Source organism: Lysinibacillus sp. LK3, assembly GCF_001043675.1.
GTDB lineage: Bacteria > Bacillota > Bacilli > Bacillales_A > Planococcaceae > Lysinibacillus > Lysinibacillus capsici.
The window spans coordinates 449,374-475,800 of record NZ_LDUJ01000014.1 but is presented as its reverse complement, the minus strand read 5'-3'; the positions used below and the strand labels follow the sequence as shown (position 1 = coordinate 475,800).

The following is a 26,427-nucleotide window of genomic DNA, read 5'->3' as shown; positions in this document are numbered from 1 at the left end:
AAAGCAAAGAGGTAAGAAACTATGGATTATTTATTTTGCATAAACGATCTGACGTTGTCTGCGATTTCCTCCGATTTTGTATGGTGTAAGTAATGATCCCCATCCAGTGTGATTACTTTGCCGTATACGGAATGTTTGACTTGTTCTTCATGCAGCGGTATCCAGTTCTTTTCAACTCCACCACTTTTCGCTTGGACAAATAAGAGAAGAGGTAAATCTTTAGGGAATGTAAGATTTTTGGCTGCCGTGAAATTTTTGCTAATATGTTCTAATTCATTTGAAGTACTTGTATTATAAAAGTTTTTGAGTGTAATCATCCTAATTTGCTCTTTTGTGTCATCATCATACGGAAGACCTGCATAGGGATCATCTGAAAATTTTATAAGAATTCTTGCAATCCCTGATTTTTTTAGCAGCTGTAACGACTTAATTGGAAACTTCGTGTCCATCCCCCCCTGTGTAGGGACACTGCTATCAATCCCGACAAATCCAGTTACCTCATTCGGATATTTATTAACATAATCGAGTCCATAGATGCCTGCTATCGAATGTCCCATTAGCATATACCGATCAATCTTTAACTCCAGTAAAGCTTCATGGATTTCACTAACAATATTCTCTGTGCTTCGTTCTTTAGCTGTATCCTCACTTAAGCCATAGCCAAAGGGCTCTATTGAAACGATCTTATAATAGGGAGCTAGTTCATCTATCAATGGCTTAAAGTCGAGCGTTGGTGCTGCAGTACCGAAGCCTGGTAGTAATACGATGGTTTCAGCACCCTTACCTTGAATGGTGACATTCATTTTTTCCCCATTCACGGAGACGAGCTGACCATAGGGTTCTATTTTTCCTTGCTCTATCTTGTTGCAAATAATGTTTATTGTAAAAACAATGACAAGTAGCCCCACAATGGATATACCTAGGACTGCCATTGATTTCAGTAAAACACGCATAAATTTTTTCATGTTTGATGCACGAGAGGGATTCACCTTTACTCGTGCCTCCTCCTTTACTACGATTATTCCAGCTACTTTTGAGCTGTTAGTGCAACTATAAAGGAGAGAGATGTCTTCCGAATGACGACAATATGAACACAAGATGAACAACAAAAAAATGTTACGACATCTGTATAGGAGTCGTAACATGCTCTCTTTAATTTAAGGTAATAGGTAATTTGACAATCATTGTCGTTCCATGCCCAAGCTCACTCTCGACTTCAATTTCTCCTCGATGTAGTAAAACGATTTGCTTCACGATAGCAAGCCCCATTCCACTGCCTTCATACTTGTGACTATGGGAACGATCGGCCTTGAAAAACCGTTCGAATATACGTTGCTGATCCTCTAAAGAAATCCCGATGCCTCTATCCGTTATTCGGACTATCACATGATTTGCACTTTGCTTCATGCTGATCTCAATCGTATCATTAGGACTTGAAAATTTAATACTATTCGTAAGAATATTTGTCCATACCTGATGTAATTGATCGTAATCAGCCATGAGGCGAACAGCCTTCAACTGGAGCTCAAAATCAATATTGCGAGAGGACCATTGAGGCTGGAGGGAGACAATGACACGTCTAATTTGTTCATCTAGACTGAACGTATCGAGATGCATTGGCTGTGTCTTTGATTCTAGTAAGCTCAGCTTTAAAAGGCTATCACTCATCTTAGACATTCGATTGGCCTCCGAAATGATGATATCAAGATAACGGTGTTTCTCGTCATCCGTTACATCAACTTGTTTCAGTGCCAATGCGTAACCAGAAATGGAGGTAAGTGGAGACTGCACCTCATGGGACACATTCGATACAAAATCTCTCCTCATTTGCTCTAGCTGCTGTAACTCCTCCGCCATATCTTCAAAGCTTTTAGCCAACGTACCTAACTCCCCTGATTGCTTAATATTTAATTCGACATTGAAATCACCACCAGCAATATGTTTAGTGGCTTGTGTTAGTTTTTTGATTGGCTTGACTAAAAACATCGCTGCAACTAAAAACACAACGCTTCCAATAACAAGGGCATAAGTAGCAAAATTTAGAATCAACTTGATGGAAAAGGAGGTTGAAGGTAAAGCAATCGTTTGGATAAACATCGCTCTCGTTCCCATTTCAGTTGTTAGAGGTATGCCGACAAGTATGGATGAAATACCACTTGGAATTACTTGAATGACCTCTCCATCCAGTACAGCTTGCACTTGTTCCATTGTTACAGGGGCTAACTGATTGCCATGAAGCTTTCCGTAAGCTGTAAACTGCCCTGTTTCTTCATAAATGCGAACATGATAGGATTCAAGCTGATGCATATCACGTATAAAACGATCGGCTTCATGATATGGCAATGTGTTTAAAATTTGTACCATGTCTTGTCCAAAATTTAATAAGGGAATTTGTAAGTTTTCATTTAATTTATCTTTAAATACCCATGTTGCCATGAAAAAAGAGATAACCGTTCCCCCAATGACAGCAACTAGAAAGATTAAAACGACGCGAGTATATAAAGATTTAATCATTCCTCAACCTCAAGCCTATAGCCCAGACCCCTTATTGTGTCGATATGAAAATCAGTGATGGTGTTGAAGCGCTCACGCAGGCGCTTAATATGTACATCGATGGTTCGATTATCTCCCGCATAATCAATCCCCCAAATTTGATCGATCAGTTGTTCTCTTGTATAGACTTGTCCAGGTGTTTCGGCAAGCTTATATAATAATTCAAATTCCTTGAGCGGTAGTGAAATAACATCTTTTCCTCTCATGATTTTATAGGTCTGACGGTCCAGCGTGACTTGACCAAGTTGAATGGTCTGCGAATGGCCAATCCTGTAGCGCTTCAAAAGTGCCTTTACACGTACAGTTAGCTCTAACGGATCAAATGGCTTTGTTAAATAATCATCTGTTCCAAGCTCAAAGCCCTTCACTTTTTCCCATGTTTCCCCTCTTGCAGTCAGCATCAGGAGAGGAAGATCCGTATTCGTTTTGCGGAGCTCCTTACATAGTGTCCAGCCATCCATCGTTGGCATCATAATATCTAGTATAACAAGATCAATAGGTGTTGAGCCGTAGATGGCTAATGCTTCTTTACCATCTCCTGCCTCCATTGTAGTGAACCCGTCTTTGCGCAGAAAAAGGCAAACAAGTTCACGAATGTTCGCATCATCATCCGCAACAAGTATCGTCGGCATACATTCGTTCCCCTCTTTTCGAATCTATTATTCACCCACATTATACTATATAATTTCTTTACTTCTCCCCTACCACACCTCACGATTAATTGCTGTGGCCTAAAAAACCACTTCCTAAAAACATAAAGGAAGTGGTTCTAATCAAGCAATTAACTTTGCAAACCATGCAACATAATGAGCACCTGGAATCAATAATAACTGTGCCACAATGGTTCCTAAAAATCTGGAGAACATCATCATAACAGACATTCTTTTCAGGTCTAAATAGCTTCCTCTCTTATTGATCACATCATCTGCTAGAATGGATATTTTCGGGTCAATGAATAGGATTAATAGTATTGTTGCAATGCCATTAATTAATCCAGATGCCATAACAGCAGTAGTCTTTAATTCTGGTACTAATAATGTAGCATACAATGCAGATAAAACGCCAATCGTATAGATAGCTGTAATAACAATATTGATAACAAATAATTTAATCGGTATATCCTGTAGACGAATGCCTTTTAAATAATTAAAATTTGGTGTATGAATATGCTTAATCCCCCGTCTTACATAGTCAAATGTAAAGCCCTTTTTCAATAAAGCGGGGATTGAACCTCTTTCCTCAGCCAAATGAACGATAGCTCTTGAAAAAATGGCTACAAAGGTGGGGATAAGTAAGATTCCTACTATTGTTCCAAGCGAAGCCGCTCCAATAATTAGTCGAAATTGATGTTCTACAAATGCCATCGCATTCTCCGTAGGTGCTGTATCAACAAGGCTCCCTGTGAATGGTTGTTGCATCATATTGGCTAACCTCGACACCATGACCATTACATTAAAAAGAGATAAAGCCGAAGCTAGTAATTTGACACGTGCTCCTGATAAACGAACTGCATATGCAAGCGTTTCAATCGCATGAATGATTAAAATAAATAAAGCAATCATGATTAATTTTTCTGTTATTAAATCCACATATGTACCTACTCTTTGCTTTCTAACGATTAAATATTGTAACGCTTATTCAATAAAATAGTTCCAATTGAAAAAATGTGCTGTCCTCGCCATAAAGAGTAGTGAACACCTTTGTTTTATTTGAAAATTTTTTCTAAAAGAGAAATATTTTAATTGTTTGGAGTGGTAGGCTACTTGAATCTTCTTGAATAGCGATACAGGTAACCTCTAAACGGAGCTGTGTTCGCCCAGAGGAAAGCATGTAACCTACACGGAAATTTTTCAACACTATGAAAAAACTTACCCTAAGAAAGGGTAAGTTTTTTGTTACTTCTACAGTTGCTTTACCATTAATTTTAATAGATCATCCTGTGACATCTCTTCCGTCAGGAGCGTTTCACCATCCACCCCAAGATAATCATGCGGATTCCACCAAGCACGTAAAGAATCTTCCCCGAAGTCATTTTTTTTGGAGCTAGAATGATGACGAATAACGGTTTCCTCAAAAGATAAATCAAAATAATAAGTATTGGCCTTCTGATCATAGAAGTGGATTAAATCTTTTAACATAGCTCCATAACGACTGGCATATAATATTCCTTCTACAATGACAACTTCACAACGACCTTTACCATACTCTGCGATTTGACGAATTAATTCAATAGAAAGATTGCCTTCTCGATCATGCACCTTTAACATATCACGTCGGACAACATCTTGCGCAATCAAAAGTGTACCATGTCCAAGATGATGCTGAAGTTTCTTTGCAATTGTCGTTTTCCCACTACCTGAATTTCCTCGAATAATAATTAGCTTAGAGTCCAATTTCCCCTTCTCCTTTTTAAGCTGCTCTCCTAGACCAAATGACAACAGGAATCAATACTAACGACAATAGCCCTCCTGCTAAGGACAACACTGCATAGCTTGAATTCGCCACTACCATACCTGATAGCGCACCACCTGATGCACCTGCCAATGCCACAAAAACATCCATCTTGCCCTGTGTTTTTGCACGGGTAGAAGGCTCCGTCGCATCAACAATTTGAGCAGTTCCACTAATTAAGCCAAAGTTCCAACCTAATCCCAGTAAAGAAAGTGCCACAATGAGTAGCACCATTGAATCGCTTGGTGCAAATGCAGCCACTACGCCAGCGAGTAGCAACGTAATACCTGAAGCTATACTCATTGCTGTACGTCCGATTTTATCAACAAGAATACCTGTGACAAGTGATGGCAGATACATAGCACCTACATGAAACCCTATCACAATACCAACCTCGGCTAATCCATGTCCATGATGTTTCATATGTACAGGGGTCATTGTCATGATGGCCACCATGACAATTTGTGTCAGGACCATAACTGTTGCTCCTACCGCTAGGCCTCTTTTATTGCTAGATATAGGCATGGATGGTGTTTGATTTTCTTTGTTCATTCTTTGCTTATGTGCCTCTATGGCTTTCGCTATTTCTAGCGGGTCAGGACGCAACATAGTAAACAATACAAGCCCCGCCATAATAAAGGCCAAAGCAGATAATAGAAATGGACCCGCTAGAGCTGGAATACCGATAGACAGCGCCACTTTTCCCATCCATTCTACTAAATTCGGACCTAAAACAGCACCAAACGTGGTCATAAGCATGGTTGTACTAATCGCCGTAGCACGTTGCTTATTATTGGCTAAATCTGTCCCAGCGTAACGTGCCTGTAAATTAGTTGCCGTACCAGCTCCATAGATTAATAGAGAGGCAAACAATAACACAATACTATTCATTAAAGTAGCAAGGACTACACCTATTGCACCAAGTCCACCCACTATAAAACCTGTTGATAAGCCTATGCGGCGACCATAACGCTGAGATAGTTTTCCTACAATGAAAGCGGCACCCGCAGAGCCTAACGTAAATAATGCAGAGGGTACACCTGCATAGGCATCCGTTCCAAGCATTTGTTGTGCCAGTAGAGCGCCTACCGTTATACCCGCCGCAAGTCCAGCTCCCCCAAAAATTTGGGATAAGCTAACAACTATCAGTACACGCCTATATAGGTTTTTTAGTTTTTCTGGTGACTCAATATAGGACGCTATTGACTCTTGAGATTTTTCAACCATTTTTCAACCTTCTTTCTCTATGTATATCAAACAAGATTACTTGAATTAATGAAGAAGGAACCGTCTCCATCTAGACAGTTCCTTTCCTATGCTACCATCTTTTTATACCTCTATCGTATGCCCCAATTGGTGTCATGCATAAAGGACATGATATTAATGTGCATGCATAACGACATTCTTTTTCTTAGCGTAAAATAAGAAAGTAGTGGTTAAACTTAAGCTTATGATTCCGAAAATAAGTCCCATACCACTTAAACCAATTAAATCTAGCATCATACCTGTTGATAAAAGCACGATTTGAAAGACGACGGAATCAATCATGTTGCGGAATGAGAAAAAGCGTCCATGAAACTGTTTGGGTACTTGTTTTTGGAAAATTACCATTGTCGTTGGGAAAAAACAGCCAACTGAAAAGCCAAAAACGCCAAATGCCACTAAAGCGAAAAATGGAGTCTCTGCCAGTAATAATAGGAGCTCCATTGAGCCGATAATAAAGGCTAATGAAAAAAGCAGTGTACCCATTTGTACACGGTCAGCAATCATTTTCAAACCAGCTGCACCAAGCATAAATCCGATACCTTCCACCGTATACAATAATCCTGAAATTGTGGTAGATTGATGAATTTCAGATATTTTCATAATCACTAAATTAAAAGAGCCTAAAAATAATGTAGGAATTAACATTAAGACAAGCGTCATCAAGACGACTGGATGCTCTTTGATCATCGGTAACACTTCTTTAAAATTCCCTTTTTCTTTGTTTGTCATCGTTTCAGTAGATGCTTCATCCAATTGCAATAAACTAGTAATGACAAACATGCCTAAATAGACAATAAATGAAATAATATATAACCATTTTAACTCAAAAAAACTGAGCATAAACCCGGCAGCGGCTGTACCGATGATCCTTGAAATGGTTCTCGCATTCATTTGCCAAGCATTTAATGTAATTAAATCCTGTTCCTTCGCAATCATGGGAATAATAGATTGCAAGGCAGGCATATAAAATGCTGCTGCTATTTGCAGCGTGATTAAAAATAGAATCATCCAAATGACCGAATTAGTATAAAGTGCGATAAACATAAATAAAACACTGATGATGCGTCCGATACTCGCCATCTGGACAACCGTTTTTTTCTTCGATTGGTCAATGATACGTCCTGCCATTGGACCAACAACTAAGCCTGCTAAAATACCACAAGAAATAATTAATGATTTGTGAAAGTCAGAAGGTACTACCTCTTGCATAAAGGCTAAATTGCCAATAATGCCAGCCCATAAGCCGAGACCTACGACAAATTCACCTAATAAAATAATCCATACGTTTCGATTTCTCCACATGCTGTTCTCCTTGTTGCTATCATAAAATTTATCGTAACAAAATTTTAAATATTCGTACATAAAAATATAGAAAAATTTGCTAGATGCTACTATTCTTTCTCTTTCTAGTTTATCTTAACGAGTATACTATTTTTCCTAGAAGTAGTACTCATTCAAAAGTTTGAACTTGTCCTCAAAAGAAAAAACATCGTTTGATGGGCGTATCAAACGACGTTTTTCATTAAGAAGTTTCTAGTTTATGAACAAGTACTTTTTTTCTACGCTCAACGATTTTTTGACAGATGAACGTCACGATAAAAATGAAGCCAACTGTTGTTGCCATCATACCTGCTATAGAGGTATCCCAAAATTTCGCTAAATAATAGCCAATGACGGAAGCAGCAGCTCCAAACAGCATACTATAGACGAACATTTGCTTAATCGTCTTGCTGATTAAATAGGAGGTAGCAGCTGGCCCAATCAACATGGCAACCACTAAAATGGCCCCTACACTATCAAAAGCTGCCACTGTTGTAAACGAAATCGATGTCATAAAGCCATAATGAAGAAAGACAACGGGAATGCCAATGGTTGCTGCATACACAGGGTCAAACGTTGCAAGCTTCATTTCTTTAAAGAATAGGAGTAGGAACGCAATATTAATGACGAGGACGAGTAAGAGCATCCATACTGCCTTAGGCATTGCCAGCCCAAGCAATGTCCATTTATCCCAAGGAACAAAAGCAATTTCTCCCATTAAAACATGCTCAACATCTAAGTGCACATTGCCTGCAAATAAGGTGATGAGGAGAACACCTGCTGCAAACAGAGATGTAAACACTACGCCTATCGCTGCGTCTTCTTGAATACCAGAAGAATGTAATAATTGCACAAGATAGGCTGTTAAAATCCCTGCAAACGCAGCACCTACCAACATCCAAAAACCATTCAACGTTTGGGTAATAAGGTAAGCCATCACGATGCCAAAGAGCACTGTATGACTGATCGCATCTGCAATCATGGACATTCTACGCAAGATGAGGAAGACACCTGCAATTCCACAAGTTACCCCAACTAACAGTCCCGTGAATACAACCCAAAATTCGATCATCCTACATCACCCTGCTTTCGAAATTGCATTTTCCTACGATATTTACTAATTTGGCCAGCTGGACTTATAAAATACGATAGAAAGAATATACCTGCTGCCACTAAGACAATAATCGGACCCGTCGACAACCCAGTTCGAATCGCACTAATAAAGGTTCCTGTTATACCAGCGATACCTCCAATCGCGGCACTTAAAATGAGCATTGTGCTCAATTTTTTTGTCCATAGCTTGGCACTGGCAGCAGGGATAATTAATAGAGCTGACATTAAAATGACGCCAACAGCTTGTATACCTGTAACAATTGTCATGACAATTAAAACCGTTAATGTTGCCTTTAAAGCCTCTATTGGTAAGCCAATCCCTTTTGCATAAACAGGATCAAAGATCAGTAGCTTCCATTCCTTATAAAGCAAGAGACTGACCACAATAATGATGGTTGCACTAATAAAGAGCCACATTAAATCTGCCTTGGTCATCGTCGCTGCTTTACCGAAAATAAAATTATTCAGACCACTCTGGTTCCCCAGTGGGCTACGGTTAACCACTGTTAAAAATACAACACCAACACCAAAAAATACGGTGAGGACTAATCCAATGGCAGCGTCAGCCTTCATTTTTGAAAATGACACAATCCATTGAATACAATACACAGATAATGCAGATGTAATGCCCGCTCCTAGCATTAAAATTGGCAATTCCTTTTGACCTGTTAGCAGGAACGCAAGGGCAATACCTGGTAATGCTGCATGCGCAGCAGCATCCCCAACTAGACTTTGTTTCTGTAAGAAGGAGAACGTGCCTGTGATGCCTGCTGCAATGCCAAGTAACATCGTTCCACTAAGTACCCACAATAAGTTACCGCTTAACATTATGTCCCTCCTTACACATGCTGCATCATGAAAAGTTTACCACCATATGTTTTTTGTAATTGCTCTGGTGTAAAAACATCTTCCGTTGCGCCTGATGCTAAAATCGTTTTGTTTAATAGAATCGTATAGTCAAAGTATTCTTTGACGGTTTGAAGATCGTGATGCACAACAAAAATACTTTTTCCCTGTGCCTTTAAATCCTTTAAAATATCAATAATCGTTTTTTCTGTCGCAGCATCTACTCCTGCAAATGGTTCATCTAAAAAATATATATCTGCATTTTGTGCAAGGGCTCTAGCTAGGAATACACGCTGTTGTTGGCCTCCTGAAAGCTGCCCGATGGAACGCTCTGCAAAATCCTGCATCCCAACACTTGCTAAAGCTTGTCGAGCAACAATTTTATCCTGCTTAGACGGTCTTTTAAATAAGCCTGTATGGCCATAACGCCCCATGAGCACCACATCCAACGCATTTGTTGGGAAATCCCAATCCACCGCATTACGCTGAGGCACATAGCCTACGACTAAACTCTTTGGCTCAAACACCTTCCCTAAAATTTCTACCTTTCCCACTTTATTAGGAAGCTGATTTAAAATGGCCTTTAAAAATGTGGATTTCCCTGCACCGTTCGGGCCAATAATGGCAGCTAGATGACCTGTAGGCACTGTTACACAGGCATTTTCTAATACTGTTTTTTTATCATACGCCACTGATAGATTTTCCACTGTTAATGCATACATATTCTTCACCTACTTTAATGCATCGACGATCGTGTCGATGTTATGTTGATACATACCTATATACGTACCTTCTGTTGTTCCTTCAGCTCCCATAGCATCTGAGAATAATTCCCCACCGATGACAATGTCGTGGCCTTTCTCCTTAGCCCCTTCAATGACAGCTTTCATCGCCTTATCGGACACACTGGATTCTATAAAAAGAGCCTTAATCTTATTTTCTACTAAGAAATCAACCATCTCCTGAACATCCTTCACACCATACTCTGAATCCGTACTCAGCCCTTGCAAGCCACGTACTTCAAATCCCTGACTTCTGCCAAAGTAATTGAATGCATCATGAGCCGTTACTAATATTCTTTGTTGCTGTGGTATTTCATTCACACGCTTTTCTGCGTAGCTTTGTAAATCATCCAGCTTTTTCAAGTAAGCTGCTTCATTTGTTTGAAAATCTTCTTTAAATTCAGGGTATTCTTCCTGAAGCTGCGTACTGATTGCCTTGACAACACCTTTCCAAAGCTCAACATCAAACCAAATATGTGGATCATGGAGCATGGCATCCGTATCACTGGCAAGCAGTTGCTTTTCATCTAATGTCTCGCCCACTGCCAAGACCGTTTTATCCTTCGCCATTTGTTCAAAGATATCGAGCATTTGTCCTTCTAAATGTAAGCCATTATAAAAAATGACTTCTGCTTTATCCAATTTCGATAAATCACTTTGAGTCGCCTTGTAGAGATGGGGATCTACGCCTGGACCCATCAATGCTGATACCTGTAAATGATCACCACTGATTTCTTTAATCGCATCTGCAATTTGTCCTGTGGTTGCAACCACAATGCCTTCTTTTTCACCCTCTGTTTCTGCTGAACAGCCAAATAATAGAAATGAGAGTGATAATACCACCACACCTAACCATTGTTTCATTTTCCTACCTCAACTTTCTCTTTATTAAGCAATTGTTTGAAAAAAGTGCCTAAACTACGAAGTAACCAATTGGCGGACAAGCCGTAAATTGGTTGTCATGCCCGCCCTAGTCGTATTCAACGCCAATATCCTAACTTTTTCCACACAATACATTAATTTATATTCATTTTCCTGATAAGCTGGCGCCAGCTCATCCAGAAAAGGATTAACATCATACCTGCGCCTACTGAATCGGTCAGTTTCCATACGATTGCTAAAATAATTAAAATGGCCATTGGAAGAATCGTCAGTTTGAAATCACCTAAATCTTTCATTCACGCACTCTTCTTTCTTTGGAGATATTTTGTTTCCCTTAGGAAAAATATATGCTTAATACAAAGAAAATTCAACTACTTTATGAAAATTTCTTTAAAAAAATTTTTTTCTTATACAAAAATTAGTTTAGCCCAAACAAAAAAATCCCTAATGCAGACATTAGAGATTCTTTTATAAAAATACATAGATTTATGTTAATATACTTTTATTCTTCTTTTTCTAGCGGCTTTCCTATAAATTCAAATGCATAAATATGTGTTTTTGTTAATTCAATAATATCCTTGATTAAAGCTTCTTCTGATTTTTCATAGCCGCTTGCAATCCATTGCATCATCAATCCATAAAAGCCGTAGGAAGTATAATGCTTGAACATGTTCATGTTGACAGGCTGCTGATTGATCGTCTCAAATTTAAATTGCTCTTGATAAATTTTTGTGATCGTTAAGGGCATACGGGTGTGCAACCCAGGAATCGTATCTTCCACATTCAGCAGCTCGAAAAACAAACGGTGCTTATAAATGTAATGAATAATATTAAAGGATGGTGCTTTCAATTTTGTCGTGTATACCTTTTCTCCATATAGGTAGCGTTCACCTACTGCCACTTCCAGACCATTCAGCATTTGTTCTAGTAAATTCTCTGCTAGTTCAAATTTATCTTGAAAATGCACATAAAAGGTACTACGGTTATAGCCCGCTCGTTCTACAATATCCTTCACTGTAATGGCTTGAAAACCATGTTGTTTCATTAAATCGACAAACGCTTCATAAAAATGACGGCGGGTTCTTTCTTGTCTTTGTGTCCATTTTGGCAATTTTACTTCCCCCTTTTAGACATTTCAGGCACATATGTCTACTAGTTAGATATTTACTACGACATTAATGATTGTTTCCGTTTTCAGGCGTTTTACAATAAAAGTACACCGTGATTTACACAGTGTGCAAGAAAAAAGTTTGTTTAAGGGAGTGTCATGTATGGGGAAATTACAAGATAAAGTCGCAATTATTACAGGTGGTGCTTCTGGTATCGGTGCTGCAACAGCCCAATTATTTGTAGCAGAGGGTGCAAAAGTGGTGCTTGTGGACCTAAACGAGGAAAAAGGCCAAGCATTTGCAGCTGAACTACAGGCAACAGGAGCAAAAGCCATATTTATCAAAGCAAACGTAACGGATGAACAGGAAGTAGCAGCTATTTATCAAACAACTATTGAGGCATTTGGCAAAGTCGATGTCCTTTTTAATAATGCAGGGATTGGTCGTGTTACGCCAACTGAGGAGCTTCCTTATACAGAATGGCGTCAAACTGTAAATGTAGACTTAGATGGTGTATTTTTAATGGCGCAGGCTGCCATCAAAGAAATGCTAAAAGCGAATGGTGGTACAATCGTTAATACAGCTTCGATGTATGGTTGGGTTGGCTCGCCAGGATCAGCTGCTTATAATGCTGCAAAAGGAGGCGTGATTAATTTAACACGTTCATTAGCATTAGAATTTGCTACGCGAGGGATTCGTGTCAATGCCCTATGTCCAGGCTTTATTGATACACCAATTATCCCAGAAGAAAGTAAGGAGCCATTACGTCAAATCACACCTATGCAACGACTAGGACAACCAGAGGAAATGGCGAAAGCTGTTTTATTTATGGCATGTGACGATTCAACGTTTATGACAGGGAACACATTAACAGTAGATGGTGGCTACACAGCCCAATAACGACGTTTAAAATAATCGCTACCCGACTAAGGGCAGCGATTATTTTTTCACTAGAAAAATTTGCAGTTTTTATCCATTTCCTGCAAACTATTACTAAAGCGAGCAAGAAAGGATGAAGACAACAAATGAAAAAAGTAATAGGTACATTATTATTTTCTATTCTGATTATAGCTAGTGCAGGCAATGTACAAGCTGCTGGCTTTCGAGACGTATCAAAGGATCATTATGCATATGAAGCTATTTTATGGGCAGAAGAATATGATATTGTTAATGGCTTTACAGACGGTACATTTAAACCGAATGCTACCATTACTGAACAGCAATTAGCAAAATTATTAGCCAATTTTTATGAGCTCGAAACGCCCATCGACGAATTAAAAAAGCAAACGCCTTCGGCAAACTGGTCGGATGATTTCTATAACCAGCTCGCAAGCTATGGGGTGCCTTTAAATGGCTATTTCGACAACCGAATCCGAGCGGCTACTGTGAAGCGTGGTGTAGTGGCACAGGCTATTGCTCATTTAGCTAGCGGTAAGAAGGGCTTAGATCAATCTATTCAATTTTTACTTGATACCTATATTTCTTCTGGGCTAAATCCACAGTATGAAGAGCGTAATTTACAAAAGTTTTATGGCGTGACAAGCAACATGACCCGTGCGCAAGTTGTCACGATGCTCTATCGTATGGACGAACGAAATTATTATGAAATTTCAGCGGATGCACAAGCAATTCATGAGAATGCCAACAACGTATCCTTAAATAATAGGGCAAAAAATGCTCAAAATCAGCTCGACAAATCATTACAGCAGGCTACTCCTAGTAAAAGCGCATGGGAAGGTGTGTATACTTATTACTATAAATGGGGTAAGGGTACAAATGAGTTTAACCGCCGTGATGCTATAATCTCCAATGCCACAAACAAGAGCTTTTCTATTGCTTTAACGGCGAATGATGGCTCCGCTTCAGGTAGTGTAAATGGCACAGCCACAATTACAAGCAATACGAAAGCCCTTATGAATACATCCTCGAATGGCAATCGTTGTGTTGTCGAGTTTGAACGTTTATCTAATAATGCCCTAAAGGTGTCCGAGATTGATTGTCGTGCTGAACGTAATGAAGGGACCAATTTTTCGGGTACCCTCAAGCAGCAATAATTTGTAACAGAGTCTGAATCATTCAGGCTCTTTTTTCATCCTTAAAAGCTTCATAGCTATGTTTGGCGATGGCAATAAAATCTTCGAGACAGGGATGCATATGCTTATCTTTATGCCATGCAATATCTGTATAAATTGGCGCTAAATCAATTGTGGACGGTACTTCCATTAATTGCCCACTTTCCAGCTCCTTCTCTACAACCATTTTAGGTAAAAATGTAATACCTAACCCTGCCATCACACATTGCTTGATTGCTTCAATACTGGCGAATTCAATCATTTGTAAGGGATTGACACCCTCTTGCTGTAGCTGTGCCTCTAAATGATTACGATAGGAGCACCCTGTTTCTGTTAACAACATCGTTTCAGTTGAAATTTGTTGAGCCGATAGAGGCTGACTAATTTCTTTGGGGGCACTCACAAAAACAAGCTGTTCCTGAATCAATCGCTCTCGATTGAGCATGGCTGTTTCCTGATAAGTGTCCGTTATCAATGCAATATCAAGTTTACCAGCTTGTAATAAATCCTTTGCAATAGCTGTTGTATGCACAGGCTTGAAAATGATTTTCACTTGCGGGTGTGCTTGTTGAAATTGCTTTAAAATACTTGGTAGTCGATAGACACACTGACTTTCCTGTGCCCCTACCTTCAATAGGACTTGCTCCTGCTCGTTGGATATAGCTTTTTTCATTTCACGGTCTAGCTCAAGCATTTTTTTTGCATAATGCTGTAGACGCTTGCCCTCTTCTGTGAGAATAATGCGCTTGCCAAGCCGCTCAAAAAGATGAACACCTAACTCTTGTTCTAATGTTTTTATCTGAGCTGTAATACTCGATTGAGCGTAGTCAAGAAGCTGGGCTGTCTGTGTAAAGCTTAATGTTTCAGCTGCTGTAAAAAACGTTTGAAGCTGCTTAATATCCATCACTTGAACCCCTTCATCTATTTCTTCGATAGTTTTTGTTGAAACATTCATCCTTTTCGATAATAAAATCCAATATACACTAGTTTGTAGCTGAAAGAAAGAGATGGCTGCATTTACCAATAGCGCAAGTAAATATCTAACATCAAAAGAACCTTTTATCATATAAAGAGAAACGAATTTGGAGACTTCTTTCCTCCAAATTCGTTTCATTGTATTGTGCTATAAAAATAGTCAATATCATCTAAAGGCAATAAGGTCGACTTATTGTAAGTCTTTTCTAAGATGATCAGCTGCAGACAATGCTTTTAGATCTTGAAGGATCTCGCCTGGCTTGTTTCCTTCTCCTAGAATATATCCCTCAAAGGTTATCCCAACAAAATCAAAAATATGTTGAAATTGCTGAATCATTGGTAACCCCTTTATATAAGGCTCATCTCCACCAACTGCAATGACATATGCTTTTTTAGAAGACATTAATGCTTTAAAATCAGGATAATTCGGGTCTCTTAAGGTTTGTGACCATCGATCAATAAAGTTCTTCATTGCTCCTGTCATACTATACCAATAAATAGGCGTAGAAAATATAAGAATATCATGTGGAAGAATACGGTCAATGACGGCGTTATAATCATCGCTGACATCTGTGAACCCTTCCGCAGCATGACGCTTATCGATTATTGGCTGAATAACACAGTCCTTTAGATAAATTTCTTCAATCATTAGGCCTTGAGTGGCTAATTTTGTTAAAGTCTCTACATTCCCATTCGACCGATTGCCACCGTAAATAACTGCTATTGACATTTAGAATATCCCCGTTTCCTTGAAGTTTTTACTATTGTTCCCGTATACCTATATCTTATTATGAATTTACAATTCGATAAAGATGATTATTTCGATAAAATCAATCGAAAAAAATGATTTTAAAGGGGTTGCTCTTTTGCAAAATGTATAAAGATATAAACATTTTTTTGCTGTATTGAGCTTCTATACCCTATTCTGTATTAAATATCTTGAGAAAAATCAAAATATCTCTTTAGTTTTTAAGAAACGAGGATATTGTAAAAGAGAAAAATGAATACTGCGAATGATAGTGATTAAGATGTGCTAAAGTTAACAAAGTATTGCATTGATCCAAGCATTAATATTCTTGTTTTCTAAAAATTTGTCGCACATAGCAAGTTAGTAGTCACTGTTCGCTAGTTACAAGGCTTGATTGAGAAGATACTATATAAACTGTCCCGTTCAAACAAAGCAGGGCAAAAATCACGATATGAACAATAAATATACATGATGAAGGAGCCTCAAATTGATGTTGTTACATACCTCTAATCGTATTAAAATGCCTTTGGGATTTTGGGAAGGATTACGTCAAGTAGGAATTGCCCCGCAAGACGTGGTTCGAAAAGCACGGCTACCTATCACTATTATTAAGGAATCAGTCGTCTCTATAACCCAATATTTTTCGATGTGGCAGGCTTATTCCGATATCATTGACGACACTGCTAAAGGAATCATCAAACTAGCGACTAGCTTTGAACCAACTCATTACCCACCTACTGTCCTAGTAGCCTACCATGCACGTGATTATCGTGATGCGTTAAAGAGAATGGTACGGTACAAACAACTGTGTCCGCCTGAAAGCTTGCGTATCACTGAGGAAGGTGAGGATTGTACAATCGAACTAGATTGGGCCTATACTGAGCAACCTGGTCCACCTATGCTGGTTGGTATCACACTTGCATTTCTTCTTGAGCTCGGACGTCGGGGGACAGGTCAACCGATAGAAGCAAAGTTAGTTGAATTTTCACATCCTATGGGCGATGTACAGACCCTTGAAGAGTATTTCGGTTGCAGTATCCAAATGGGTGCAACGTGTAACCGGTTGACGATACACCGTGGGGATCTGGATCGTCACTTTGCCTCATATAACTTAGAGTTACTGGAAATGTTGACCCCTCTTCTGGATCAATCGTTGAATGAGCACCAACTTAGCAGTTCCTTCACTGAGATGGTTAAATGGATAATAAAACGAAGCTTAGCAGGAGGACGCCCTGACATACAGACAGTCGCGAGCGAGTTAGGAATGAGCGACCGTACCTTGCAGCGCAGGCTTACTAACGAATGCACGAGCTTTAAGTTTTTGTTAACACAAGTTCGACGTGATCAGGCACGCGAGTATCTAGCAGACCCCTCGCTTGATATTAAAGATGTCGCCTTCCTGATTGGATACGAAGATCAGAACTCGTTTTACCGTGCCTTCCACCTTTGGGAAGGTGATACGCCTTCAAATTGGCGTTCTAAACATGTAGGAACAAATTAGATAAATATAAAATTTTGAAACACAATAGCAATAGTCAGACATTCAAAAAAGTTGGAGTTTTATTTTTACATCCACTTTAGAAAATCAGAATAGATAGAGGAGCAATGTAATATGGATATAGGATTGAACAATAAAACAGCTTTAGTGACCGGATCTACAAGAGGTATAGGGAAAGCAATCGCTATCGAACTAGCCAAAGAAGGTGTGAACGTACTAATAAATGGACGAAATGATGAAGAGGTACAACGCACTGTAAATGAAATTAAATTAACTTATCCATCTACTTTTCCACAAAATGCTACAGCCGATATTGCTGATATACATCAAAGAGAAGCTTTATTTGAAAAATATCCCTGTATTGATATTTTAGTGAACAATATGGGTATCTATGAAATTATGCCATATGAAGATGTTGATGATGATACATGGGAAAAATACTTTCGTACTAATGTTCTTGCGGCAAATGGATTATCTAAATTTTACTTGCCTAAAATGTTGGAAAATAATTTTGGTCGCATTATTTTTATTGCAAGTGAAGAAGCAATTATGCCCTCGGGACAAATGCCTCAATATTGCATGACAAAAACGATGCTATTATCTTTGTCAAAAAGCCTATCTAAATTAACAATAGGAAGAGAGGTTACAATTAATACAATCATGCCAGGACCAACACTCTCTGAGAATGTGTATCAAATAATTGATGGTATGTTTCCTAATAAAGACATGAGTTTTTCTGAGAAAGAGAGAGAATTTATGATGACAAACCTACCTCAATCAGAAATCCAAAGATTTATCAAACCCATCGAAATAGGGAGAATAACTACATTTATATGTAGTCCATTTGCATCTGCATTTAAAGGTTCACCGATTCGTATGGATGGTGGTATGGTACCGACAATTTTTTAACATTCCCCTCGTCTCCATGACGATAAATCGCATGGCTGCATATTGCTCAATGAATGAGCAGAAGGAGCATATGGGAAAATATATTTCCACGACGTAAAAAAAGATTTACCAAATTACGGTATACAGAATGATAATAAACGACCTAATCGCTTACCGCAATTAGGTCGTTCTACCGTCTATGCTTCTACTGAGATATGCTGGAAGGTTGTCACATCAAATAATCCTGTATCTGTTAGCTTTAAAGTAGGAATAACTGGTAATGCCACAAAAGAAAACGTTAGTAAAAAATGGAAATCTAATGTTGGATTAAGCGTCTTTAATGCCCTGTGCAAGCCTGCTAGCTGCTCCTTTGCCTGTTGAGCTGGTACATCTGTCATCAAGCCACCAATGGTTAATGGCATCTCCGCTAGAATTTGGCCATCCGCAACGATCACAAAGCCCCCTTGGATTTCCTGAATGCGTGTAAGCGCCAGGACCATATCCTCATCATTTGTTCCTACAACAAGGGCATTATGGGAATCATGAGCTACTGTTGTGGCTACTGCTCCTTTTTGTAAGCCAAAGCCTTTAACAATTCCTAAACCTGTCGTGTGTAGCTGATGATGACGTTCGATGACGGCTAGTTTCAGTAAATCTTGTTCTACAGAAGGGACGAAAAAACCATCCTTTACAGGTACATCCATTATTACATGATTGGTAATTAGCTGATTCGGCACAATCTCCATTACATTCGCCTTTGTACCCTTTGTGAATGCTAGTTGTAGCCTATCCTTTGTAATGGTTGGTAAATGGACAGATTGATGGATATGAGCAGGCACAACTGGCTCTTGACGATTTGTCAGCATTTTACCATTTTCAGCCACTTTCTGCCCATTTTTCCATACGGCCTTTGCCTGCATTGTTGACAAATTCTCTACTAACACAAAATCTGCCTTATAGCCTGGTGCAAGTACACCTCGATCTAATAAACGATAGCATTCTGCGGTGTTAACGGTTGCTAACTGGATTGCTTGCAATGGTTGCATCCCTTCAGCTATTGCCATGGCGATATCATAATTGATGCTGCCTTCGTCGATTAACTCATCCACATATTTATCATCTGTACAAAAACCAAAGCGACGAGCATTATGTGACTGGACAGCTGGCAATAAGTCACGTAAGTTTTTCGCGGCTGAGCCCTCTCGGATTAGCACATACATCCCCTGCTCTACACGGTTAATGGCTTCCTCAGCCGTTACACATTCATGATCTGTGTGAATACCCGCAGCTCGATAGCCTGTAATTTGTTCGCTTTGTAAGCCTGCACAATGCCCATCAATGACTAAATTTGCTTCCTGCGATAATAAAATTTTCTGAAGCATGTCCTCTTGCCCATTTAATACCGCTGGGAAATCCATCACCTCAGCTAATCCACGAACCTGTTCATGTTGTAGAAATGGAGCCAAATCCTTAGCTGTTAGTGTAGCGCCTGCATTTTCAAACTGTGTACCTGGCACACTTGATGGCAGCATCACAAAAATATCCATATCTGCCTTTTGTGCATCATCTAGCATAAATTGAATGCCTTCTGCTCCTGCGACATTGGCGATCTCATGAGGATCAGTTATCACCGTTGTAATCCCATGAGGAAGTAAAACACGACTAAATTCCCCTGGTGTCAACATAGAAGACTCAATATGTATATGACCATCAATTAAACCAGGAATGACATAGCCTCCTGCCGCATCCTCTTCCTGTTTAGCGTGAAACTTATTCGTGCGATCTAGAGCCACAATCATCCCATTCTTCACGACGATATCTGCTTTTTGCCATGTTAACGAAAAAACATCCGCAATTTGCGCATTTCTCAGTATAAAATCTGCCTCTAATTTTCCTTGAGATGATAATACATTTTGTGTTAGCTGCTGTAATTTTATCGACATAACTTATACTCCTTTTTCTTTTAAGAACTATCATGCCAAAAAGATGCTAGCCATTGCAACTATTTATCGCTACATCAGTAAAAAACGACCATTGATCAATGGTCGTTCGAAAATTCTAGCTCTTTAGGTGGTTGCCCTTTTTTATTCATCAAGCGCATACGAATAGGCTCAATCTTTAATGTCACCATTTCATCCTGATTGCCAATAAAGATACTTGTAAAAAATTCGGCTAGTTTATTTTTTATCCCTTCTTCATGTACTTCAGTAAGTTTGCCTTCTATTTCCACATACGTATCACCAAAGCCACCATTTTCGTAGCCATATAAAATATGGGTATATGGGTTTTTGCGCAGCTCTTCCATTTTTTCTGAATGCTTATTCGTCACTGTATACAATACAAAATCTTCATGCTGGAATGTCATGTATCGTGAGTAAGGTTTGCCATTTTCTACAGTCGCCATTGTGCCAATCTTTTCTCGATTTAACACTTCTAAAATTTCATCACGTACAGAAGTCATAATATCCCATCCTTTCATCTATATATCTATTTTGCCCTCTTCCAAGAAAGCTAAACGGTCTTTTTTTGAAAAATGTGAAATGACAATCTTCGGGCATATTGAAAATCTATTGTTATAATAACTGGATGGACAACAGGAATTTTCGAATGAATGAGGGTTAAAAATGAAACAAGCTTTTTTTACGCGCTGTTTGTTTTTCATAACAGGCATTATCGTACTTTCTTTTGGTATCACATTAACAATTAAAGGCCAACTCTTTGGAGTGGGCTCATGGGATGTACTACATATTGGCTTAACAAAAACAGTAGGCCTATCAATCGGTTCATGGTCCATTATTTTGGGACTTGCTATTTTAGCGTTTGATATGCTGATTACGAAAAAGTTCCCTTTACCTGGAACGTTTATCGATATGTTTTTGGCAGGCATTTTTATTGATATTTTCAACTATTGGTTACCTGATATTGATGGTTTTTGGATGCAACTTATTTCTTACCTTACAGGGTTAGTGTTACTAGGCTGGGGCTGTGGAATGTATATGGTAGCAAATTTAGGTATTGGACCGCGTGATACACTCATGCTGATGATGGTTCATAAGCTTGGCTGGAGTGTGACTCGCTCTCGTACAACAATGGAAGTAACAGTTGCAATCATTGGCTTCCTACTTGGCGGTCCTATAGGCATCGGTACGGTATTTATGGCATTTGGGCTTGGACCAATCGTACAATTTGCCTTATCCTATAACGAAAAATTATTTATGCGATGGACAGGCGTGAAAAGCGCTGTTGTCTAAACTTTAAAGACAATGCATTTTTGCATTGTCTTTTTTACAGTTGAAATATACAGTTCAACTATATATAATCAAACTATATAGTCCAACTGTATATTTGAGGTGAAGATGTGAAAAAACATAAATTATTACCTTTATCCGAAACCATGCATTATATTCTACTTGCCTTACGTGAACCGCTACATGGCTATGCCATGATGCAAAAAATCGAGGAAATGAGCGCAGGTAGTGTAAGGATTGCTGCCGGCACTATGTATGGAGCCATTGAAAATTTATTAAAATATCATTGGATCGCGCCTGTTGAGACCCAGGATACAAGACGCAAGGTTTATCAAACCACAGAAGAGGGTCTAGAAATATTAGCGGCAGAGCAACAAAGATTGCAGCACATTTTATCTTTATACGAGGGAGCTGGCGAACATGATAAAGTTTAAAATCTTTTTTGATATCGAAAAGGAAGAGCGTTGGTTAAACGAAATGTTAGCCAAGGGTTGGATATGCTCTCACATAAACTCAGCAGGTATTTATACATTTCAGCCTACTGAAAATCTTGAACAAGTTATTCGGATTGATTGTCAGCAGGAGCTTCGGAAAGAAAAGAAAGCAACCTATAAGCAATTACATGAAGATTTTGGCTGGCGTATAGTAAAAGAAAAATCATATGATGGCACTTTTTATTGGACAAAAAGTAAAGATGGTAATGATGAATTATTTTCAGATCATGATTCCCACATTGCGAAATATAAACGTTTAATGAAACATGCAAGCAATTGGGCAATACTCTCACTTATCTTCTTAATGATTTTTAATGGCAACGATAACGTCGCTCCCTTTTTCAGTATAAAAAGCGCATATTATACCCCAGGTTTATGGGATAAAGAAGGTTCTGCCTTCCTTTTTGCTTTTTTATTTGAAACACCCTTTGCCATCATGCGCTTTCTTCCACCATGGCTATTTTTAGCAACTTGTAGTATTTACATCACACTCTATTATCGTTATCGTAAATCCATACAGCAATTTTTATAGCAAATAACAAGGAGCCCCTTACGTAGTGTAAGGAGGCTCCTCTTTCCTTTATGCTTCTGGTTCAGCAGTATTTTGTCCTGTTGCTTCCATCACTTCTGGTGTATCGTCCACTGTATCATCTTCCTGTACGTTTTCAGCAGCCGGTGGTGTAATCGTCACAAGTGTGTAGTCATCCTCTTGTAAAATTTCAAACGAGAACTGTTGACGAATATCTCCGACGTATAGAGAAGTCCCAATTGCAACATTTGTAACATCTATTTCAATGGTTTCTGGAATGTCAGTTGGCTTCACTTTAATACGCACTTCACGATTAGGCTGGAGCAGGAATCCGCCATCAGCAACTCCAACTGCATCCCCAATTACAGTCACTGGAATATCCACTTCTAGCTCCTCTGACATATTGATGGATTTAAAATCCACATGCTTAACATTCCCTTTTAATGCACAACGTTGTACCTCTGTTAAAACTGCATTAATGCGTTTTCCTTCAACATCTAATTGGAAAACACTTTTCGTACCGTGTGTAGCTAACATTTTTGCAAAGGCTCTCGCATCTAACATAATTGCCGTTGATTCCATTTGAAAGCCGTAAACTACACCTGGAATGCCCCCATTTTGTCGAAGCTGTGTTAAAGAAGATTGTTGTCCCTTTTGACGTTTACTGGCAGTTAAAACCATATTCATCGAATATTTCCCCTTTCATGGAAACTAGTCTCATAAAAGGTTTTGCCTTTTCTATTGTATTTTATACATAGCAAGCACGCGATTATTTGGTCAGTATGGTAGTGATAATTTGCCTTTCGGGATTACCGTTACGCAATACAACACAGAGTGCGATAATCGCTAAAACCGTACAAACCATAAACATGACCATATAGGATGTAAATTGCACAATAAAGCCCATCAAAAACCCACCCAACCCAAAGCCTAAATCATAGGTAGCTAAAAATAAACCTAGCAAAACATTTCTCGATTCTTGTGGTACAACAAACGACATATATGTAGTAATTGTCGGATATAGCATCGCTGAGGCAAGGCCATTGAAAACAGCGGAAATATAGACAAAAGATCCTATTTCAGGTAAAACAGCAAGCAACGTTGTGCCCAATATGGAGCTGAAAAGCACACATGCAATAAATTTCGGATGCCATTGTCCATCTGAAGGAATAGAGCGTCGCAATACAAAGCGACTACCCACCACGACCAATGCCTGTAACGTTAAATAAATAGCTGGATTCCCCACTCCCTCGGTCAGCATAAACAATGGTAAAAAGGTGGTGATGGCGCCAAAAATAGCAGCACCAAGAACCATAACGATTGCTGATATGACTAGCCCCTTGTGTTGTTTTACCCCCTTCATGGCGGCTAACAGCTCTCTTGTTGTCACAACTTCTGTGTCTTCCTTTGCTTTTGGTAAAGGTGAGCCAATAAAAAACAGTAGTGGCAGAAGAGCCAACATAACCACAAAGATTAATAAATCCTGACTATCCAATTGCGTCCACAAGAGTAGCGCTACTGCAGGTCCATATAAACCAGGTACAACACTGGATAAGGAATACATCGACATGCCTTGCCCCCGATCATGGTCGTGTAAGACAACTGTAATACCTAGCTGCATCGCCATAGAAAAGAAAGCGGTGATGATACCCTGTAGGACTCGTACTAAAAAAACACTATCAATACCAAATATGACATAGATAAGCAGTGCAAGTGCATGGCCTACTAACAGCCATTGCATAATCGTATAAGGACTATGCTTGGCGACCATTTGGCCAGCAAAAGGTCTTAATAGCATACAAACAAGCATATACATGGCCATCATGACTCCAATTTCACCCTCCAAGTACCCCCCATCCGCTGCTTCTAATGGAAAAATAACTGTCAACACGGCATTGGCGGTAAAAAAAATAACCGCAAGTCCATATAATTGCATCATGCGAAGGGATAAAGGCTGAAGTTTCATGAGACTTGCTCCCCTTGCAACGAAGAAATTTCTTGACGATTTATAGGTAATCTAGAGGCTAATAAGCGTTGGCTTATCGGATGGGTCATACATGGAATTTGAGACACATCATGAAGAAATTCAACCACTTCACCCTGGTCTACAACAGCTACTTCATCTGCAAACAAACTAACTGCGTGTAAATCGTGAGTAATAAATAAATAACTGAAGCCTCTCTCCTGTTGCAATTGTTTCAGAAGTTTTAGGATACTGATTTGTACCAATATATCTAAGCTATTAATGGATTCATCTAAGATGATGAGCTTAGGCTCTGTTGCTATCGCCCTTGCGATGGTCACTCGCTGTAACTGACCACCACTTAATTGATGAGGGTATTTTTGAGCATCTCTCTCAGATAGTCCCACCTGTACTAAAAGCTCCTTTATTTTTTCTAGCTGTTGTTGTTTTGTCAACTGTAAATGACAATTCATTGGCTCTGCAATGATGTCTTGAATCTTCATTTTCGGATTCACAGCACTATGGCAATCTTGAAAAACGATTTGAATATTTTTTTGTAATAGCTTCTTCTCTTCTTTAGATGTCGTTGCTAGATTAATATGATCGAAGTGAATGGTACCGCTATCTGGCTTTTCCATACCTATTATCAGCTTTCCTAGTGTGGTTTTGCCACTACCGCTCTCTCCGACAATGGCTAAGCAACCCCCTTGCTTCAAGGTGAATGACATATTTTTCACAGCTTCTATTGTTTCATGTTCCCCAAACAATCTCTTTTTTCGATAGGTTTTAGATACTTGTTGGATTTCTAACATCGGTTTTCCTCCTGTCTTACCCAATAGTTCGTGTCTAGTTCATATAGAATTCCGTTTGTATCACCTGACCAGCTATCCACAAGTTTTTCAAGTTGATCATCCTTCCTTTTAGCTGCGACTAATGCTTTGGTATAGGAATGAACAGGGTTTTGTAATAGCCGTTCGGCTGGACCATATTCCATGATTTTCCCTCTTCGCATAACAACAATTTGATCTGCCATGCGGGCAATGACGCCAAGATCATGTGACACAATCAGCATCGTTGTCTGATATTGTTGCTGACAATGAGACAATTCCTCTAAAACCTTGAGCTGTGTCATCGTATCAAGGGCTGTTGTTGGCTCATCTGCAAGCAAAAGCTTTGGACGAAGACTCATAGCCATGGCAATCATGACACGTTGAAGCATGCCACCGCTTAACTCGTGAGGATATTTTTTTAACAGTCTTGAATCGGTCAATTGAAAAAAAGCAAGTTGCTCAGTTGCTATGTGCAATGCTTGTTTTTTACTGAGCGACCGGTGTGCTTGTAATGTTTCAATCATATGCTCTCCTATTGTTATAATAGGATTAAACATAGCCATAGGATTCTGCAATATACATGCTACGTCATTGCCCCGAAGGCCTCGCAGCTGCTGTTCATCCATTCCCAGTAAGGAACGCCCTTCCAATAAAATGTCTCCCTCATAGTTTCGGGACTCCCGAAACAGTTGCAAGATGGCATAACATAGCATCGTTTTACCGCTACCACTTTCCCCGACAATACCAAGCGTTGTACCAGTTGGAATCTGGAAATCAACATGCTGCACAACTTTTTTAGGTCCCTGTGCTGTTTGAAGCGTAATTGACAAATCCCTTATCTCTAACATATTGTCACCTCT

Annotated in this window: 28 protein-coding genes; 7 read left to right on the top strand and 21 right to left on the bottom strand. The window is 39.2% G+C overall.

The window, feature by feature from the left end:
- Positions 1-26: 26 nt before the first annotated feature.
- From VK91_RS10270 to VK91_RS10215, 13 genes are all read right to left on the bottom strand, one after another.
- Entirely contained in the window at positions 27-989 is a 963-nt protein-coding gene (locus tag VK91_RS10270; RefSeq protein ID WP_082148135.1) for an alpha/beta fold hydrolase, read from the bottom strand.
- A 163-nt stretch (positions 990-1,152) separates the two neighbouring features.
- A complete protein-coding gene (locus VK91_RS10265) occupies positions 1,153-2,514 on the bottom strand; it encodes a cell wall metabolism sensor histidine kinase WalK (protein WP_048392430.1) in 1,362 nt (453 codons plus the stop codon).
- Complete coding sequence (locus VK91_RS10260) at positions 2,511-3,185, bottom strand: response regulator transcription factor (protein ID WP_048392429.1); 675 nt, start codon at positions 3,183-3,185, stop codon at positions 2,511-2,513. Before VK91_RS10260 ends, VK91_RS10265 begins: the two co-directional genes overlap by 4 nt.
- A gap of 141 nt (positions 3,186-3,326) precedes the next feature.
- Complete coding sequence (locus VK91_RS10255) at positions 3,327-4,115, bottom strand: lipid II flippase Amj family protein (protein WP_048392708.1); 789 nt, start codon at positions 4,113-4,115, stop codon at positions 3,327-3,329.
- A 339-nt stretch (positions 4,116-4,454) separates the two neighbouring features.
- Positions 4,455-4,946, bottom strand: a complete 492-nt coding sequence (locus VK91_RS10250; protein WP_048392706.1) for a kinase — start codon at positions 4,944-4,946, stop codon at positions 4,455-4,457.
- 16 nt (positions 4,947-4,962) lie between these two features.
- Positions 4,963-6,231: an MFS transporter gene (locus VK91_RS10245; RefSeq protein ID WP_048392428.1), complete on the bottom strand. Its 1,269-nt coding sequence runs from the start codon at positions 6,229-6,231 to the stop codon at positions 4,963-4,965.
- A 153-nt stretch (positions 6,232-6,384) separates the two neighbouring features.
- Positions 6,385-7,572, bottom strand: a complete 1,188-nt coding sequence (locus VK91_RS10240; RefSeq protein WP_048392427.1) for an MFS transporter — start codon at positions 7,570-7,572, stop codon at positions 6,385-6,387.
- 220 nt (positions 7,573-7,792) lie between these two features.
- Complete coding sequence (locus tag VK91_RS10235; RefSeq protein WP_048392426.1) at positions 7,793-8,662, bottom strand: metal ABC transporter permease; 870 nt, start codon at positions 8,660-8,662, stop codon at positions 7,793-7,795.
- A complete protein-coding gene (locus VK91_RS10230; RefSeq protein ID WP_016991662.1) occupies positions 8,659-9,531 on the bottom strand; it encodes a metal ABC transporter permease in 873 nt (290 codons plus the stop codon). The genes VK91_RS10235 and VK91_RS10230 overlap by 4 nt, the downstream gene beginning before the upstream one ends.
- Positions 9,532-9,542: 11 nt before the next feature.
- Positions 9,543-10,271 carry a metal ABC transporter ATP-binding protein gene (locus VK91_RS10225; RefSeq protein ID WP_048392425.1) on the bottom strand — a complete coding sequence of 243 codons (729 nt, stop codon included), beginning with the start codon at positions 10,269-10,271 and terminating at the stop codon, positions 9,543-9,545.
- Between the two features lie 9 nt (positions 10,272-10,280).
- Positions 10,281-11,195: a metal ABC transporter solute-binding protein, Zn/Mn family gene (locus VK91_RS10220; protein ID WP_048392424.1), complete on the bottom strand. Its 915-nt coding sequence runs from the start codon at positions 11,193-11,195 to the stop codon at positions 10,281-10,283.
- A 152-nt stretch (positions 11,196-11,347) separates the two neighbouring features.
- On the bottom strand, positions 11,348-11,509 hold the full coding sequence (locus tag VK91_RS22845) for a hypothetical protein (RefSeq protein ID WP_004230657.1): 162 nt from the start codon (positions 11,507-11,509) through the stop codon (positions 11,348-11,350).
- Between the two features lie 206 nt (positions 11,510-11,715).
- The gene (locus tag VK91_RS10215; protein WP_048392423.1) at positions 11,716-12,324 is read right to left on the bottom strand and encodes a TetR/AcrR family transcriptional regulator; all 609 of its coding nucleotides are present in this window, start codon (positions 12,322-12,324) and stop codon (positions 11,716-11,718) included.
- Between the two features lie 160 nt (positions 12,325-12,484).
- Between VK91_RS10215 and VK91_RS10210 the strand changes: the two genes are divergently transcribed.
- Positions 12,485-13,222, top strand: a complete 738-nt coding sequence (locus tag VK91_RS10210; protein WP_048392422.1) for an SDR family NAD(P)-dependent oxidoreductase — start codon at positions 12,485-12,487, stop codon at positions 13,220-13,222.
- A 125-nt stretch (positions 13,223-13,347) separates the two neighbouring features.
- Complete coding sequence (locus VK91_RS10205) at positions 13,348-14,376, top strand: S-layer homology domain-containing protein (RefSeq protein ID WP_048392421.1); 1,029 nt, start codon at positions 13,348-13,350, stop codon at positions 14,374-14,376.
- Positions 14,377-14,398: 22 nt separating this feature from the next.
- On the opposite strand, the gene VK91_RS10200 is transcribed toward VK91_RS10205, so the two are convergent.
- Positions 14,399-15,298 (bottom strand): LysR family transcriptional regulator, encoded by a 900-nt coding sequence (locus VK91_RS10200; RefSeq protein ID WP_048392704.1) that lies wholly within the window; start codon positions 15,296-15,298, stop codon positions 14,399-14,401.
- A 261-nt stretch (positions 15,299-15,559) separates the two neighbouring features.
- Positions 15,560-16,099, bottom strand: coding sequence for a flavodoxin family protein (locus tag VK91_RS10195; RefSeq protein ID WP_048392420.1), 540 nt, complete (start codon positions 16,097-16,099; stop codon positions 15,560-15,562).
- A gap of 508 nt (positions 16,100-16,607) precedes the next feature.
- On the opposite strand from VK91_RS10195, the gene VK91_RS10190 reads away from it, so the two are divergent.
- Positions 16,608-17,618, top strand: a complete 1,011-nt coding sequence (locus VK91_RS10190; RefSeq protein ID WP_048392419.1) for an AraC family transcriptional regulator — start codon at positions 16,608-16,610, stop codon at positions 17,616-17,618.
- Positions 17,619-17,729: 111 nt separating this feature from the next.
- Positions 17,730-18,524, top strand: coding sequence for an SDR family NAD(P)-dependent oxidoreductase (locus tag VK91_RS10185; RefSeq protein WP_048392418.1), 795 nt, complete (start codon positions 17,730-17,732; stop codon positions 18,522-18,524).
- A gap of 176 nt (positions 18,525-18,700) precedes the next feature.
- Here the strand turns inward: VK91_RS10185 and ade are convergent, their stop codons facing one another.
- A complete protein-coding gene (ade, locus tag VK91_RS10180; RefSeq protein ID WP_048392417.1) occupies positions 18,701-20,446 on the bottom strand; it encodes an adenine deaminase in 1,746 nt (581 codons plus the stop codon).
- A 95-nt stretch (positions 20,447-20,541) separates the two neighbouring features.
- On the bottom strand, positions 20,542-20,964 hold the full coding sequence (locus tag VK91_RS10175) for a pyridoxamine 5'-phosphate oxidase family protein (protein ID WP_048392416.1): 423 nt from the start codon (positions 20,962-20,964) through the stop codon (positions 20,542-20,544).
- Between the two features lie 163 nt (positions 20,965-21,127).
- Between VK91_RS10175 and VK91_RS10170 the strand changes: the two genes are divergently transcribed.
- From VK91_RS10170 to VK91_RS10160, 3 genes are all read left to right on the top strand, one after another.
- A complete protein-coding gene (locus tag VK91_RS10170) occupies positions 21,128-21,754 on the top strand; it encodes a YitT family protein (RefSeq protein WP_004230690.1) in 627 nt (208 codons plus the stop codon).
- Positions 21,755-21,897: 143 nt separating this feature from the next.
- A complete protein-coding gene (locus tag VK91_RS10165; RefSeq protein WP_048392702.1) occupies positions 21,898-22,185 on the top strand; it encodes a PadR family transcriptional regulator in 288 nt (95 codons plus the stop codon).
- Positions 22,172-22,777 (top strand): DUF2812 domain-containing protein, encoded by a 606-nt coding sequence (locus VK91_RS10160; protein ID WP_048392415.1) that lies wholly within the window; start codon positions 22,172-22,174, stop codon positions 22,775-22,777. Before VK91_RS10165 ends, VK91_RS10160 begins: the two co-directional genes overlap by 14 nt.
- Before the next feature lie 48 nt (positions 22,778-22,825).
- On the opposite strand, the gene VK91_RS10155 is transcribed toward VK91_RS10160, so the two are convergent.
- From VK91_RS10155 to VK91_RS10140, 4 genes are all read right to left on the bottom strand, one after another.
- A complete protein-coding gene (locus VK91_RS10155) occupies positions 22,826-23,461 on the bottom strand; it encodes a 50S ribosomal protein L25/general stress protein Ctc (protein WP_048392414.1) in 636 nt (211 codons plus the stop codon).
- An 82-nt stretch (positions 23,462-23,543) separates the two neighbouring features.
- A complete protein-coding gene (locus VK91_RS10150) occupies positions 23,544-24,740 on the bottom strand; it encodes an MFS transporter (RefSeq protein ID WP_048392413.1) in 1,197 nt (398 codons plus the stop codon).
- Positions 24,737-25,549 carry an ABC transporter ATP-binding protein gene (locus tag VK91_RS10145; RefSeq protein WP_048392412.1) on the bottom strand — a complete coding sequence of 271 codons (813 nt, stop codon included), beginning with the start codon at positions 25,547-25,549 and terminating at the stop codon, positions 24,737-24,739. Before VK91_RS10145 ends, VK91_RS10150 begins: the two co-directional genes overlap by 4 nt.
- Positions 25,543-26,415, bottom strand: a complete 873-nt coding sequence (locus tag VK91_RS10140) for an ABC transporter ATP-binding protein (RefSeq protein WP_048392411.1) — start codon at positions 26,413-26,415, stop codon at positions 25,543-25,545. The genes VK91_RS10145 and VK91_RS10140 overlap by 7 nt, the downstream gene beginning before the upstream one ends.
- Positions 26,416-26,427 lie beyond the last annotated feature (12 nt).